Here is a 14,333-nt window from a genome sequence, read left to right as displayed (position 1 = left end):
ATCAGTAATCACTATAGCTGTTTTTTGTAATTGTCGCAACATCCTCGTGGGCATTCCACCAAGTTCCTGACGATTTGAGCCAACTGCTTCATCCCGAATTCCAATTGTTCGTAGCTAGCATACGAATAAGAGAGCCGTAAATGGGTATCATCCAGGGGATCATATAGATTACCTGGATTTAATAGGATGGATTGCTGCTGGGCTCTTTTAAACAAGGAACGCATGGATATCTTCTCATGTAAAAAGCAAAGCCAGATATAAAACCCCCCTGCTGGAATAGACCAGGTAGCTAGATCATTAAAATATCGTTCGAGTAAAGCTAGCATAAAATCTCTTCTAGCTCGAAGCTGCTCTCTCACATAAAGTAAATGCTGTTCGTACAATCCGCTTGCTAGCCACTCATACACAGTCCATTGTGAGAGGGAGCTGGCCCCATAATCCGTCTGCATCTTTAAGTCAGCCAAACGGTCTATCACTGTTTCTGGTGCCACCAGCCATCCGATGCGCAAACCGGGGCTGATCGTTTTAGACATACTGCCTACATACAGTACAGTCCCTTTTTGGTCTAACGCCTTAATCGGTAAAGGCGGCTCTTCATCCAACCACAAATCCGAATACACATCGTCTTCTATTAAAGCGATGCGCTCTTGTTGGCACAGCTTCAGCAACTGCTCTCTGCCACTCTCACTTAATACCTTACCAGTTGGATTTTGAAAAGTAGGAATCGTATACAGCATCTGCGCCGTCTGCTGCTGGATCCCTGCTAGTAGAGCCCGCTGGGATATTCCTTGTGCATCCAGTTCAATCCCTTTCATTCGGATACCCGTAGATGGTAATAGATTTAATGAATATAAATATGAGGGCTTTTCCATCAACATGGTTGCTCCAGGGTTCATCAAGCCTAATGAAATTAATTGTAGCCCCTGTAAAGCCCCTGAGACGATCAAAATACATGAAGGTGGTACATTTATACCCTTTTTGGCTAAATGTCTGCTGACCTCCCTGCGGAGCTTGTACAGCCCTTTGGGTTCTTCATAGCCAAGGGAAGGGATTTTTTCAGCCACCTGAGCTAGTACCTGTTTCATGTTGGCATGAGGATATAGATCGCTAGATGGCTCTCCCGTTCCTAAGCGTATCATGTTCGGTACGAATTCTAGTCGATTAATCTCTTGAATGGTAGGAAGGTTAGGATGAAACATACCAGCATTCACATAGCTAGGCCAGTGAAGCGTAGGAAATGGATCTGGCTGTTGCACGACTATCGTGCCGCTTCCACTTCTCCCCTGAATTAAGCCCTCCGCAGTCAATTCCTGAACCGCTGCAACCACTGTGCTGCGATTCACTTTAAAGGTAAGAGCTAGCGTACGCTCCGGCGGAATTTTATAACCCACTGGCCATTCACCAGCACTAATTTTTTCGCGTATATACGACGCAATTTGGCGATAAAGAGGGATCGGGTCATCCCGTTTCGGTCTCCATTCCCCCAAGCCTATTACCATACTTGGTTTCCTTTTTTTCTTCACATGCTTCCTCCCTGCGTTTAAGTAGAAATCTAAACTTGGTTGGGTGATCAACCAACCAATTGGATGCAGACAGTAGAAATTCCTCCAGGTAAGATACAAATAAAGAAAAAGAGGTGATCATTATGGTACTCGCTTGGTTACATGGCATGGTACTAGCATTTGGACTAATCTTACCCTTAGGCGTACAAAACATCTTTATTTTTAATCAAGGAGCCGCCCATAAGAAGTTTACCCGAGCCCTACCTTCGATTATTACAGCTAGTATTTGCGATACGCTTCTGACCTTACTCGCAGTTTTAGGAGTATCCATGCTATTGTGGAAAATTGTATGGTTAAAAACGGCTTTAGTAGTAGTGGGAGCTTGCTTCTTGCTATACTTGGGGTATATGACTTGGAGATCAACGACCATCGCGGCGAACGTGACTACCCATGCTTCTTTTACGTGGCGAAAGCAGGTCATGTTCGCAGCATCTGTCTCACTTTTAAATCCGCATGCCATTATGGATACGATTGGTGTAATTGGAACCAGTTCAACAGCCTATACTGGTCATGAGAAAGTGGCCTTTACGGTGGCATGTATACTTATTTCGTGGATGTGGTTCTTATCTCTAGCGTGGGCAGGTAGGATGCTAGGCAAAGTAGATAATACTGGTCGAATCATGCTTGTTATTAATAAACTGGCAGCTATTCTTATCTGGCTGGCCTCTGCCTATCTCATTTACTCCGGGCTCTCTAGCTAGTGCAGCACAGCAAATAGAAGAAAGATCAATAGCTGCAACGAGCTTATTAAGTAAAATAGAAACAGGGCTTCTTTTGCAAATGTACTCTTCTTATCATGGCGTATCTGATAGAGATGATAAAGCATGCCAATTATGAATAGAATGAGTAGCAACCACCAAATACTGTTCATAACTCCTCCCCTATCAGTGGAACCATATTCATTACATCATTGAATGGTAAACTCTTCATGTTTTATAGAATAGCAGAAGATTGCTATCCGTATTCATAAAATTCCATAAAAGGTTATTCAAAAAGGTTTAGGGATACAAGATTTTTTACCCACCTAGCTTTGCATCACATGATCAAATAAAAAAGGCCGTCATAAACCGGCCTTTTTTAACAAACTCATATTGAATTCCGATACGAGCTTATTTTGTTATTTGACTGTTTTTCTCGAAATTACGCAGAATCGCCACTTCTACACGACGGTTCGTTGCGCGACCGTCATTCGTCTTATTGGAAGCTACTGGCTGGAATTCACCAAATGCACGTGCGCTAAACTTACTTGGATCTAGCTTTTTGTTTTCCAATAGGATGGTCATAAAATTCATAGCACGCGCAGAACTGAGATGCCAGTTAGATTCAAATCGACTGTTTCTTATTGGTACATTATCCGTATGACCAGACACTGTTACTCGTCTTCCATCTGGCTCTAACAGCTTAGAAATCTCAGCTGCCAAATTCCTTGCTTCCGGTTTCACCTTTGCACTGCCTGATGCAAAAAGGGCGTTGTCCATAATTGTAATTAGCAATCCTTCATCGGTGACCTTCGTGTGCAATTTGCCTGTAAGATTATTCTCTTTCAAATAACTATCCAACTGTTTTTTTAGCTGGTCAAGCTTCTCTGTTTCCTGTAGATATTTCATTTGTTGTTCATACTTGGTCTTGTCAACAACCTGCTCATTTCCCCCAGGCTTCATAAGGGATTGCTCTTCTGAGTTGATTGGCTCAACCGGTGAAGGAAAATCTAGTACACTGACTCCACCATTCAGAGCTGCATTAAACGATCCAGCTAATTGGCTAAACTTCTTAGCATCTACGGAACTAGCCGCAAACAATACGATAAAGAGGGCTAATAGCAAGGTTAGCAAATCCGAATAAGGAATGAGCCATGTTTCATCAATATGCTCTTCATGCTTCTTTTTGCGTTTAGCCATTAACGCCGACTCCCTCCTCGCTAGATCCCTCTTTCACTGCTTGGCGTTCAACAACTGGGATGTAAACCAGTAGTTTTTGCTCGATAGCAGTCGGAGAAACCCCCGCCTGAATGGATAGTAATCCTTCAATCATAATACGTTTTACTTCAACTTCTCGTTGTGATTTACGTTTCAATTTGTTAGCAAAGGGATGCCATATAACGTAACCTGTGAAAATACCTAGCAAGGTTGCTACGAAGGCTGCCGCGATAGAGTGTCCTAATGCCTCTACGTCAGCAAGATTCCCCAAGGCCGCGATCAAACCAATAACCGCCCCTAAAACCCCTAGCGTTGGAGCATATGTACCTGCTTGGGTAAAGATAAGCGCACCGCTATGATGACGTTCTTCCATTGCACTGATTTCTTCATCAAGTACATCGCGAACAAATTCAGGCTCTCCACCATCAATAATCATCTTCATGCCATTGCGTAAAAACGGGTCCTGAATCTCATCAGCTGTATTTTCCAAAGCTAGCAACCCTTCACGTCTGGCAATGCCTGCCCACGTCATGAATTGGCTTATCAGTTCACGCTTATCAGCTTCCTGTTGATTGGTAAAAAGGACTTTCATGATTTTGGGAATCCTTTTTACTTCTACCATAGGGAAGCCTACAAAAATAGTAGCAACCGTTCCAGCAATAATGATTAGAAAAGCAGCAGGGTTAACTAGAGAACTAATACTGGCTCCCTTTAAGACCATCCCAACAAAGACAGCCACAAACCCAAGAATAATTCCTATTACAGAAGACTTATCCATCAAGACACTCCCTATTCCCCGAAAATAATATCCCTATTTCTTATTTCGGTAAACAAGCCGGTAAGTATGAGTATAACTTGTTAGATAACCACATTTTTCCGTTATAAATACATTCATGTTCACGTTTCAGCCGTTTTTTTCCTTTTTAAAGATAGAAAAACCCTAGGGATGTTTCCACATCGATCCTAGAGTTTTTTCGGATGGTTTATTTTAAAAATTGAACAGTCTTACTTGTTGGTTGTAGAGCCTCGAATGTAAATCCTTGTTTCTTCAAATCAGCAATGACCTGTGGCAAAGCTTTCAATGTGCTTTCTTTTGCCTTGGTATCATGCATCAGGATAACCACCTCATGTTTGTTTGCACTGCCATTCTTCACATTTCTGATGACTTCTTGAGGGGTATAGCTATTCGATCTAGCATCACCGGAGCTAACATTCCAATCAAAGTAGGTATATCCTTGATTTTTCACTTCTTTCACAATATCATTCATGACCCATTTGTTGGCTCCATAGATTGTGGTATCTTGCGCTTTCTTACTAACACCATTATTACTACCACCAGGGAAACGAATCATGGTTGGTTTTTCCCCTGTGATTTTTTGGATTTCTGCTTCGGATTGTTTTAGATCAGTAAAGAATGCTTGCGGATTTTTATAAATTTTATTGTAATCATGGGAATGCGTATGGTTACCAATGGTATGTCCTTCTGCTAGCATTCTGCGTAAAATTGCTTCATTTCCTTTAACATTGCGCCCTAAAACAAAGAATGTTGCCTTAATATTGTGTTGCTTCAAAACATCCAGAATTTGGACCGTAACATTAGATGGTCCATCATCAAAGGTAAGATGTGCTACCTTTTGAGAGGATACCGGTTTCGTTGCTGTCGTGTCAGGTTTTTGTCCTGATGTTGTTGGATTCGGATTTGGTTTTGTTTCTGTACCTGGTACTGGTGTCGTTACATCAGGTTTTGGGTTAGGCTTTGTCACCGGTTTCGTTGTATTCGGTTCTGGTTTTGACTCTGGTTTTGGCTTTGGTTCTGGGGTTGGTTCTGGACTCGTTGTATCCGGTTTTGGTTCCACTGTTACCTTTTTACCTGAATCGACAATTGCTCCCATATACTCCTTGCCAATATCCTCGTAAATTAAATAAGGCAAGCGTTCCATTTTAAAGGAATTAACCATTGGAGCGTACAATGCTTCGAGTTCTTCTGGCGAAGCCTTACGCGCTAAAGCTTTTCGAAGTTCGCTGCTTCCCATTATTTTGTCAAATTGCTCTGAATTGAACCGTTTATCTTGATTTTTCATAACAGATGAGGTTAGTTGGTTAGCGTATGCCAAGACATACATCCCTGTGCGTGCCGGATTAAAAGCATGGTAATCGATAATTTGCAAACGAACACCACCAGCAAACCCTTTGGTCTCAGGAACAAACACAACCCCCGGTAAATCTGCATCATTTAACATCTTAGCAAGCTGGTTAGCTTGGATTCCCTCTGCGCCTACCCATTTAAAGTTATCGCTATGCTGTAAGCCGATTCCCTCTCCAAGCCCTGTTGCTAGATAACCAAAGACAGAAGCTAGGTTAGGAACCTGCGGAGAGCTTTTCACCCATTTAAGGCCTGTATCCTGAAAAATCATCCCTCTTGCATAGTAATCCATGGGGATAATGGTAAGATGAACACCCATTTTTCTATTAAAAAACTGTGCTAGCTCCCCTATCGTCATTCCATGTGCCAATGGTAGCTCGTCCACACCAACAAAACTTAGATAGGGAGGTGTTTGGACTGGACCATCCACAATTTTTCCACCTAACGGATTAGGACGATCCAGAACAATTAGCGGCTTTTTATGTTCACGAGCCGCTTCCATCACATCATGTAACGTGGATATATACGTGTAGCTTCTCGCTCCGATATCTTGCAAATCAAATACCAAAACATCAACATTTTTTAGCATATTGGCGGTTGGTTTTCTAGTTTTACCATATAAACTATAGACGGGAATATTCCAATCTTTATGTATATAAGATTCCACATAGGCACCAGCCCGAGCCTGCCCATCAATTCCATGCTCTGGACCATATAGAGCCGCTAAGGTGGCATTATGATATTTGGCCAGAACATCTATGATGCTTTGTCCCTGACTATTTATTCCCGTTTGGTTGGTAACCAACCCAATCCTTTTCCCATCAATAAGATGATGATATTTCGAGATTAGGACATCATCACCTAGCCTGATACTCGGTGGATTCGCGTAGGAATTTCGATCTGAGACGAACATCAGCATAATCAGACACGTGAGAAAAAGTATACCTTTGCGCATAATTTATAAATTCCTTCCTACGAAATAATTGCGAAATATATAAATAAATTTCTATATAAATGAGACTCTCTTTTTAACAAATAGTTTCATCTAGTATGAAAAAATAAGTCGATTGATGTAAAACTTGGGTAAAACGTATTATTTTGTTGAAAAATCTGATCAAAAACTAGTAACAAACGACTGATTTTGACATCATCATTCAGTCGTTTTTTGCTAGTTACAGTCCAACAAAGCAGCAAACAATCATTAAAACAATAATGGCAAACCTTTCATAACGCTCCTCTAACATTGAGAACACTCCTTTTTGGAATAAACCAGTTTTTTTAGGTAACGACAACAGTGTTTCCCTTGGTAAAATATATGAAAGCAATCGTCATATTGCTATTATTTTGGGCTAGCGTATTGAGAAGCGTATGCTCGGTACGACAAGCTTTCTCGATTCGTCTGCACGCTGGATATCACACGTATTGCACTCTTTTTATTGTAAATAATTATGGATGAACGCTGATTCAGCCGCTGTTACCTCCAGCAAAAAACCCGACTCCTGAAAAAGCAGACGGGTCTTCATTCGGTTTAGGATTTTTCGATGATGGAAGATTCCCACTTACAAAATCATTTTTTGTAAATGTAGATCTCGCTTGTTTCTTAAATCGAAATATTCTGTTCCTTTTCGCACTAGTGGTCGCATGGGCTCGTCTGCATTTATGAGGACAATTTCTACCTCGTCACCATTACTAAGCAGGGCACGACTTCCGATATACATCGAGATAATCGACTGCATAAAGGTAGAGACAATTTTGGGATTTAATTTTCCTGTGCATGCATCGTTCCATAGTAATTGAGCTGCTTCAAACGGTGATGTACGTTCTTTATAAATTCGATCAGAGCAAATTGCGTCAAACATATCAGCGATGGCTACGATCTGACAGGATAAGGGGATGTCATCGCCTATACGTTGCTCAGGATATCCACTGCCATCCATTCTTTCATGGTGCAGCAGAGCAATTTGAGCAAAAACGTCGGGAAATTCCCCGGATTTCTGGAACAAATCATGCCCGTACACCGTGTGAAGCTTCATGATTTCAAATTCGTCCTCCGTCAGCCGATCTGGCTTCATTACGATTTTTGACGGAACCAGCATTTTCCCAATATCATGTAATAAACCAGCAACCCCCATCATCTCTACTTCTTCTTGGGGCATGCCGACCAGATTAGCAATGATAGCCGATAAAATGCCAACATTAATAGAATGTCGATACGTGTAATTTTCTGACCCTTCTAGTAGATACAATGAGCGAAACAAATCCCTTTGGCTTATCACTTGGTCACGTAATGTTTCATATAGTTGTTCAAATTCATGGATGGGCGGCATGTACTGGTGTGTAACAGAGGTATATAAGCTCTTTAAGGTTTGCGTGGCATTCATATAGGTTTCAACCAAGTGCTTATTAGCCGAAATTTGCTGAAATTGCTTACGTAGGTAACGATCGTCCTCTTGATTGTGTGGGATCTCTTTTACGTTAACCGACTGAAAGCCATTTCCTTTTAATTTAGCGATTTCTTTGGAGGTTAACACGGTGCCTTTGGATAAAAGAAGCACACCATATGCGTTATAGATATCCTCCGCCAGCACTCTTCCCTCTAAACTAAGATCCATATGTACTTGAACCAACGCCCTTTCCCCCCCTTTTTTGTATCCTCTTTACAAATATCGGCAAAATATAGTAACTAGTGAAATATTTTTCTGAGAAATAGAATAATAAAAACAACAAAAAGCTGGGCTCCTTGTAATGAGCTTCCAGCTTTTTTCTATAAAATCATCAAATTTTTTATGATCTATCTTGGAGTATGCTTCTGTTGGATTGAATCAGGCGAACAGCACGCGGATGAGCATTTTTTCTCCTGACTGCATCCAGCACATTTCCCCTTTTTACTCTTCTGAACATATCGCCACAAGGTCCACGCTGCATAACCAAAAATGAACGTTCCAATCACAATATTAAGTATCATGTTAAGCATCATTGTCCATCCCTTCTGTGGCTTCTTTCATTATCTAAAATCCGAGCAATGTCCCTACCTGATAGATAATGAACGATACTACATAGGCAATACCAAGTCCATAAAGCACAGAGAACCATGTCCATTTAGTAGAACCTGTTTCTTTTTTAATCACAGCTACTGTTGCCAAGCATGGAACATACAAGAGAACGAAAACCATAAAACTATAAGCGCTTAAAGAGGAGTAATGTGTTTGAATGACAGCCTGTAGTGTATGATCATCTGGTGCCGCATAAATAATATTCATCGTAGACACTACTACTTCTTTTGCTAAGAAGCCCGTAATGAGGGCAGCCCCCGCTTGCCACGTTCCAAAGCCAAGCGGTATTAGCAGTGGCGCCAATCCTCCGCCAATCATCGCAAGGAAGCTATCGTTAAGCTCTACATCAAGCCCTGCTGGACCAGCATAGCTCAAGAACCAAATGACAATCGATCCTCCAAAAATGAAGGTTCCCGCTTTTCGAATGAATCCCTTTCCTTTTTCCCACGTGCTACGAAATAAGGTACGTCCTTGTGGTATTCGATAAGGAGGCAGCTCAATAATAAACATAGAGCCTTCCTGCTTTAATACAGTAGAAGAAAATAATTTTGCTAATAAGAGCGATAAAACAATACCTAATACATAGATAGACAAGACAATAATGGCTTGATTAGCTACAAAGAACGTTCCAACAAATAAACTATAGATCGGTAAGCGAGCCGAACACGACATAAGAGGTGTTAACAAAATGGTTAAAAGTCGTTCCTTGGGCTGTTCAATTGAACGTGCCGCCATGACTCCCGGTACATTACAGCCAAAACCGATAATCATGGGAATAAAAGCTTTTCCGTTTAACCCAATCATCTCCATAATTTTATCCATGACCATGGCAACCCGTGCCATATAGCCAGAGTCCTCGATAAGGGAGATAAGGAAAAATAATACAAAAATCTGCGGAATAAAAACAAGCACGCCTCCGACTCCGGCAACAACACCATCTAGTAGAGCTGCTTGCAAGAATTCAGAAACTCCGACTCCCTCCAAGGTAGCTCGCAGCCAATCCGTAAATGGCCCTCCCAGGAAATCATCGAAGGCATCAGATATCGGCGCTCCAATCCATTCAAATGTTAATTTAAAGGTGAGATACATAAACAATAAAAAGATAGGCAAGCCTAAAAATTTATGTGTTAAAAAGGAGTCAATGCGATCCGTCCAGGTTTTCTCCACCTGTCTTACCTGTTCCCTGCAACTAGAGATCATGTCATGAATAAGGGTACTGCGCACTTTGCGTATATATTGCTGGAGTGTACAGTTTTGGAAACTCTCCATTTTTTTGATGTTCGCTTCTGCTTGCTTGTAAATCTCTTCTAATCGGGCTCTTGATACATATTTCTCCAACAAGTCAGACACTAATTGGTTGCCTTCTAAAAATTGCAGAGCTAACCAACGTTTCGGAGGTAGCTGTTCCAAGCTTGCCGGCAATAATTCCACAAGCGTAGTGATTGTTTCCTCAAGTACTTCTCCATAATTTACATGAAACGGACGATTTGGTTTTTGGACTACTTGACTAAAGCTATCAGCTAGCTGCTGGCATCCAGCCCCTGTACGGGCAACAATCGGCAGGACTGAGCATTGGAGCTTCTCAGCTAGCTTTGTCTCATCAATGGCAAAGCCTCTAGCTTTTGCAACATCTGTCATATTTAGTCCAATCACCATGGGTGCTCCGTATTCCAATAGCTGTACGGTTAAATACAGATTCCGTTCTAATTGCGAGGCATCTACAATATTTAAAAGCACGTCCGGATGGTGATCTACTAAATATTGAGTGGCCACACCCTCGTCCTTGGACAGAGGATTCAATGAATAGATTCCTGGTAAATCAATCAGCCGACCTTGTTTGTTACGGAGCAAGCCTATCTTTTTCTCAACAGTTACACCGGGCCAGTTTCCTACGTATTCATATGAGCCGGTCAGGATGTTAAATAGTGTGGTCTTCCCCGTATTTGGGTTACCTGCAAGAGCAATCGTAATCATTCACACACGACCTTTATCTGTTTGGCTTCATTTCGTCTAATCCCGATAATTTGACCTCCTGCTTCCAATGTATATGGACCGCCAAATGGCAGTATTTTTTTTATGCGGACAACCGTTCCTTCCATAATGTCCAAATCGATTAAGCGCCGCCTCACTAGAGCGCTCACTTGAGTAATATCTACGATTCTAGCGGAAATCCCCGCTTTAACATCTGCTAGTACCATTACCTATCACCTCGTCCTTAAAGCTGTGTTCCTATAGAGCTGTATTTCAATCCGAAACGATAATCATTATCAATCTAGTTGTATTATAGTTGACATCTAGTAGATTTAATGTGAAATAAATCACTACACCTAGCATAATTTACTTTCTTAACAACTGAGGTATCTTTTTTAGATAAAAGATAAAAGGTAGGATAAGATAGCATGAAGGCGGATTAAAAAAATAGGCTTACCAGCCCATAGGAGCTAGCAAGCCCAAAATATGTAGCGGAAAATACGCTTAGGATTTCTCATGCTGTGCATAACGTTTTTGCAGTTTCTCACGATGAGATTGAAAAATCTCTTCAAGGGCAATATCATACTTGTTCGCAATGACGATGAGGTTCCCAAGCACATCCCCTAGTTCTTCTGTTAACTCTTGTTTTTTTTCTATCATGGTTCCTATCTTTTCATCCGGCCGATCTCTCCCAATTTCCAGAGCTCTGATCGCCCTTGCTACCTCGCCCATTTCTTCTGCCAGAAAACCGATGCGAATAAAAATATCTAACTCCGACCATCCTCTTTGTTCATAATAATCCTTGACCCATTTTTGAAATTCTACGATGTTCAATCTAGCAGCCTCCTTACTCAAACTATTGCTTACGTTTATCTAAAAATTCTATATAATGTTACATGACAATACAACCCTACACAATTGGTACGAACTGAATGGAGGTACTTGCATTGAAACGTCTAGCTGTTTTCTGTGGTTCAAGTAATGGAGCATCATCGGCTTATCGGGAAGGGGCTGTCCAATTAGGCAAAGAATTGGCTAAACGAGGCATTTCATTGGTTTACGGCGGGGCAAGCGTTGGAATTATGGGCACAGTCGCTGACACAGTGTTAGAGGAGGGCGGCGAGGTAATCGGCGTCATGCCTAAGCTGCTCATAGAACGGGAAATCTCTCATCAGCATGTAACAAAGCTTTTCATTGTGGATTCCATGCATGAGAGAAAAGCCAAAATGGCAGAACTAGCAGATGGATTTATTGCGTTACCAGGGGGTCCTGGTACGTTAGAGGAATTTTTCGAGATCTTTACTTGGGCCCAAATTGGAATCCATCAAAAGCCTCTGGGTCTTCTCAATATTAATCACTACTATGATCCGCTACTCGCTCTATTTGACCACATGGTAACAGAGCAGTTCTTACAGGCAAAATATCGCTCCATGAGCATCGTGGATTCAGATGCCAAGGCTTTACTGGATCAGTTTGAAACGTATCAGGCCCCAACTGTTAAAACATATTAGTTGTAATTCTGTAATCTTTCAGCAATAAAAAAGGGAGGGCTACCATCGCCTTCCCTTCTCCCTTTATCTCTATTCTTGATTTCCTTCTAACACTGTCAGTCTTATTCCACTGTAATCTTCTTCATGACTGTTTCGTGCAGTTGGGGTGTATAGACATGGACAGTCACATCGTACGTGCCAGGTTTAGAGAACTTTTGCTTGGCCGCATATACCGCCTTCTCTCCCTGCTTAGCTTTCACTAGCTCGCGTGTACGTTGCCCCTCCAATTTTAATTCGATATCGACATACACCTCATCATAATTCTCAAGCCCACCCAATTTGGCAGTTAAAATCGTTTGCTCTCCTACCTTAGGAGGTGCTGGTTCACTGCTAAATTCTGCTGTTATATCTGGTTTAGGCCCTCTTGGTTCACACCCAACTAGCGCTAATACGCATAGGATGAGAATGAAGAGGGAAAGCAGGCTTCCTTTCCTGTTTTGGGGATTTCCCATCACTTTCAACCCTTTCATCCCTTCAGTACTCTTTTGCTGGCAAAGTGTGACTAGCTTAGCTTTATCTCCTGCCCCGCACGTTGTCCAAATGGAAAGATTTCTGCGAACGCTCCTTGTAAACCGAGAGTTCCGTATTTTTGTTGAAAGTGCTCTACACTTCCTTGCTGTATAATGCGTCCTTTTTGTAAAAAGATAGCTCGATCACACGCCAGTTCCGCAATATTAAGCTGATGCGTAGAAAAAATAACACTACTTCCTTCTCGCTTAATTTGTTGAACTAACTGGACAAACTCTTCCATCCAATAAGGATCAAGTCCGTTGGTAGGCTCGTCTAGGACCACCAAGGCTGGCTTTGCCAATATAGCCTGCGCAAATAACAAGCGCTGCTGCATTCCTTTTGAGAACGTGCTGACACGTTTGTCTTGTACATCCGTAAGGCCAACTAAGTCGAGCACTTCTTCGGTTCTTGTCACATTAATTTTACGCAAGGAAGCATAAAATTGTAAAGTCTCCCAAGCTGTCAGTCCATTACCGAAGTTGAACTGATCGGGCATATAGCCGATCTGGTTAGAATACTCAGTGCGATTTTCCTTCCAGCTCATGCCATTTACAGTAATGTTACCTTCAGACGGCTGTGTAATGCCTACGATCATCCGTAAAATAGTACTCTTCCCCGCTCCATTGCCGCCACATAATGCCACGATCTCACCAGCATCCATCGAAAGCTCAAATGGTTCAACTAATGTTTGCTGTTTGATCCGTTTACTCACACCCTTAATAAGTAAACGTTCCTTTTTCGATGCACTAGATTTTACATCATGCGCATCTACCACTTTATTTACTGCTTCAGATCTGCTACCCACGGTATCTCCTTCTTTCCCAGGCCAAGATAGATCCAGCCATCATCAATACCACCCAAAGCAGGCAAAAAACAGCGAACAAAGTCGTACCCATACTGGTCTTTAACCAGTCTACCCATTGGTAGTACTCGGGACCAAAAATAGAGCCGCCCCCCATTTTAATGACCATAAAAATACGAACTAATTCGGCTGGATTTAATATGGTTAAAATTTGCACCGCAGGCTTAATTGCTTGATAAGGCAACCAGCCCAAAACGGAGATCAATAGGGTAGGCCAAGCTAAAATAAACAAGAACCAAATGCTAACACCAACCGTTAAAGCCTGCCAACGATTCTGACAGAAGGTTCCGATCCATACGGCAATCCCTAAAAACAGCAAGATTAATAAGATAGAAAAAAGGAAGAAAAACAGTAACAGTGAAAGCGTAAAGCCTTTGCCAAACAAAGCTCCTACCAATCCAGATAGGCCATATCCAAAACTGATAATCGCAATTAAAACAGCAGCTAGCCCCAGATATTTCCCACCAAGAAACGCGGATGTAGAGAGCGGATATGTAGAAAGTAACTGCCAGCTTCCTTCTTCCTTTTCCGAAGTAATAGAAAAGGAACCAAGCAGCAACGTCATCAGTGGTAATAAATATAAGATTAAATTAAGCATAGCTCCTGTCGTATGGGTATACCCCTCCATATAGGCTTGGGCTTGAATCAACAACAAAGCTAGGCTAAATAGCGAGAAGAGGGCTAAGAATGAATAGGCCCACGGATTGCGAAATCCAATCTGTATTTCCCGCTTGGCGATATGGATAGCTTGCATATCAACACTTCC

The 14,333-nt window shown here is 41.8% G+C and carries 15 protein-coding genes; 2 read left to right on the top strand and 13 right to left on the bottom strand.

Annotation, left to right across the window (positions count from 1 at the left end):
- Positions 1-11: 11 nt before the first annotated feature.
- Positions 12-1,523 (bottom strand): aminotransferase-like domain-containing protein, encoded by a 1,512-nt coding sequence (locus tag GOP56_RS19175; RefSeq protein WP_022586280.1) that lies wholly within the window; start codon positions 1,521-1,523, stop codon positions 12-14.
- A gap of 122 nt (positions 1,524-1,645) precedes the next feature.
- On the opposite strand from GOP56_RS19175, the gene GOP56_RS19170 reads away from it, so the two are divergent.
- Positions 1,646-2,263 (top strand): LysE/ArgO family amino acid transporter, encoded by a 618-nt coding sequence (locus tag GOP56_RS19170; protein WP_068793767.1) that lies wholly within the window; start codon positions 1,646-1,648, stop codon positions 2,261-2,263.
- Here the strand turns inward: GOP56_RS19170 and GOP56_RS19165 are convergent.
- From GOP56_RS19165 to GOP56_RS19125, 9 genes are all read right to left on the bottom strand, one after another.
- Entirely contained in the window at positions 2,260-2,433 is a 174-nt protein-coding gene (locus GOP56_RS19165; protein ID WP_022586282.1) for a hypothetical protein, read from the bottom strand. The two genes, GOP56_RS19170 and GOP56_RS19165, sit on opposite strands and share 4 nt — an antisense overlap.
- A 238-nt stretch (positions 2,434-2,671) precedes the next feature.
- A complete protein-coding gene (gene motB, locus GOP56_RS19160) occupies positions 2,672-3,460 on the bottom strand; it encodes a flagellar motor protein MotB (RefSeq protein ID WP_163246312.1) in 789 nt (262 codons plus the stop codon).
- Complete coding sequence (gene motA / locus GOP56_RS19155; RefSeq protein WP_003344997.1) at positions 3,453-4,256, bottom strand: flagellar motor stator protein MotA; 804 nt, start codon at positions 4,254-4,256, stop codon at positions 3,453-3,455. The genes motB and motA overlap by 8 nt, the downstream gene beginning before the upstream one ends.
- A 205-nt stretch (positions 4,257-4,461) precedes the next feature.
- Positions 4,462-6,576 (bottom strand): exo-beta-N-acetylmuramidase NamZ domain-containing protein, encoded by a 2,115-nt coding sequence (locus GOP56_RS19150; RefSeq protein WP_163246311.1) that lies wholly within the window; start codon positions 6,574-6,576, stop codon positions 4,462-4,464.
- Positions 6,577-7,180: 604 nt separating this feature from the next.
- Positions 7,181-8,248, bottom strand: coding sequence for an HD-GYP domain-containing protein (locus GOP56_RS19145; RefSeq protein WP_163246310.1), 1,068 nt, complete (start codon positions 8,246-8,248; stop codon positions 7,181-7,183).
- 164 nt (positions 8,249-8,412) lie between these two features.
- Positions 8,413-8,586, bottom strand: coding sequence for a FeoB-associated Cys-rich membrane protein (locus tag GOP56_RS19140; protein WP_081476755.1), 174 nt, complete (start codon positions 8,584-8,586; stop codon positions 8,413-8,415).
- Between the two features lie 43 nt (positions 8,587-8,629).
- The gene (gene feoB / locus GOP56_RS19135) at positions 8,630-10,648 is read right to left on the bottom strand and encodes a ferrous iron transport protein B (protein ID WP_163246309.1); all 2,019 of its coding nucleotides are present in this window, start codon (positions 10,646-10,648) and stop codon (positions 8,630-8,632) included.
- A complete protein-coding gene (locus GOP56_RS19130) occupies positions 10,645-10,872 on the bottom strand; it encodes a FeoA family protein (RefSeq protein ID WP_003335518.1) in 228 nt (75 codons plus the stop codon). The genes feoB and GOP56_RS19130 overlap by 4 nt, the downstream gene beginning before the upstream one ends.
- A gap of 277 nt (positions 10,873-11,149) precedes the next feature.
- Entirely contained in the window at positions 11,150-11,479 is a 330-nt protein-coding gene (locus tag GOP56_RS19125) for a MazG nucleotide pyrophosphohydrolase domain-containing protein (RefSeq protein ID WP_003345013.1), read from the bottom strand.
- A gap of 113 nt (positions 11,480-11,592) precedes the next feature.
- Between GOP56_RS19125 and GOP56_RS19120 the strand changes: the two genes are divergently transcribed.
- On the top strand, positions 11,593-12,156 hold the full coding sequence (locus GOP56_RS19120) for an LOG family protein (RefSeq protein WP_096888133.1): 564 nt from the start codon (positions 11,593-11,595) through the stop codon (positions 12,154-12,156).
- A gap of 101 nt (positions 12,157-12,257) precedes the next feature.
- Here GOP56_RS19120 and GOP56_RS19115 read toward each other — a convergent pair whose 3' ends face one another.
- From GOP56_RS19115 to GOP56_RS19105, 3 genes are read right to left on the bottom strand one after another with little or no spacing between them, the layout of a single operon-like run.
- Positions 12,258-12,665 carry a FixH family protein gene (locus GOP56_RS19115; RefSeq protein WP_233882622.1) on the bottom strand — a complete coding sequence of 136 codons (408 nt, stop codon included), beginning with the start codon at positions 12,663-12,665 and terminating at the stop codon, positions 12,258-12,260.
- Between the two features lie 32 nt (positions 12,666-12,697).
- Complete coding sequence (locus tag GOP56_RS19110; RefSeq protein ID WP_174250690.1) at positions 12,698-13,510, bottom strand: ABC transporter ATP-binding protein; 813 nt, start codon at positions 13,508-13,510, stop codon at positions 12,698-12,700.
- A complete protein-coding gene (locus tag GOP56_RS19105) occupies positions 13,503-14,321 on the bottom strand; it encodes an ABC transporter permease (RefSeq protein ID WP_003345017.1) in 819 nt (272 codons plus the stop codon). Before GOP56_RS19105 ends, GOP56_RS19110 begins: the two co-directional genes overlap by 8 nt.
- Positions 14,322-14,333: the final 12 nt, after the last annotated feature.

It is taken from the genome of Brevibacillus sp. 7WMA2 (assembly GCF_010748895.1).
Lineage (GTDB): Bacteria > Bacillota > Bacilli > Brevibacillales > Brevibacillaceae > Brevibacillus_B > Brevibacillus_B halotolerans.
This window is presented reverse-complemented; position numbering and strand designations above follow the sequence as displayed.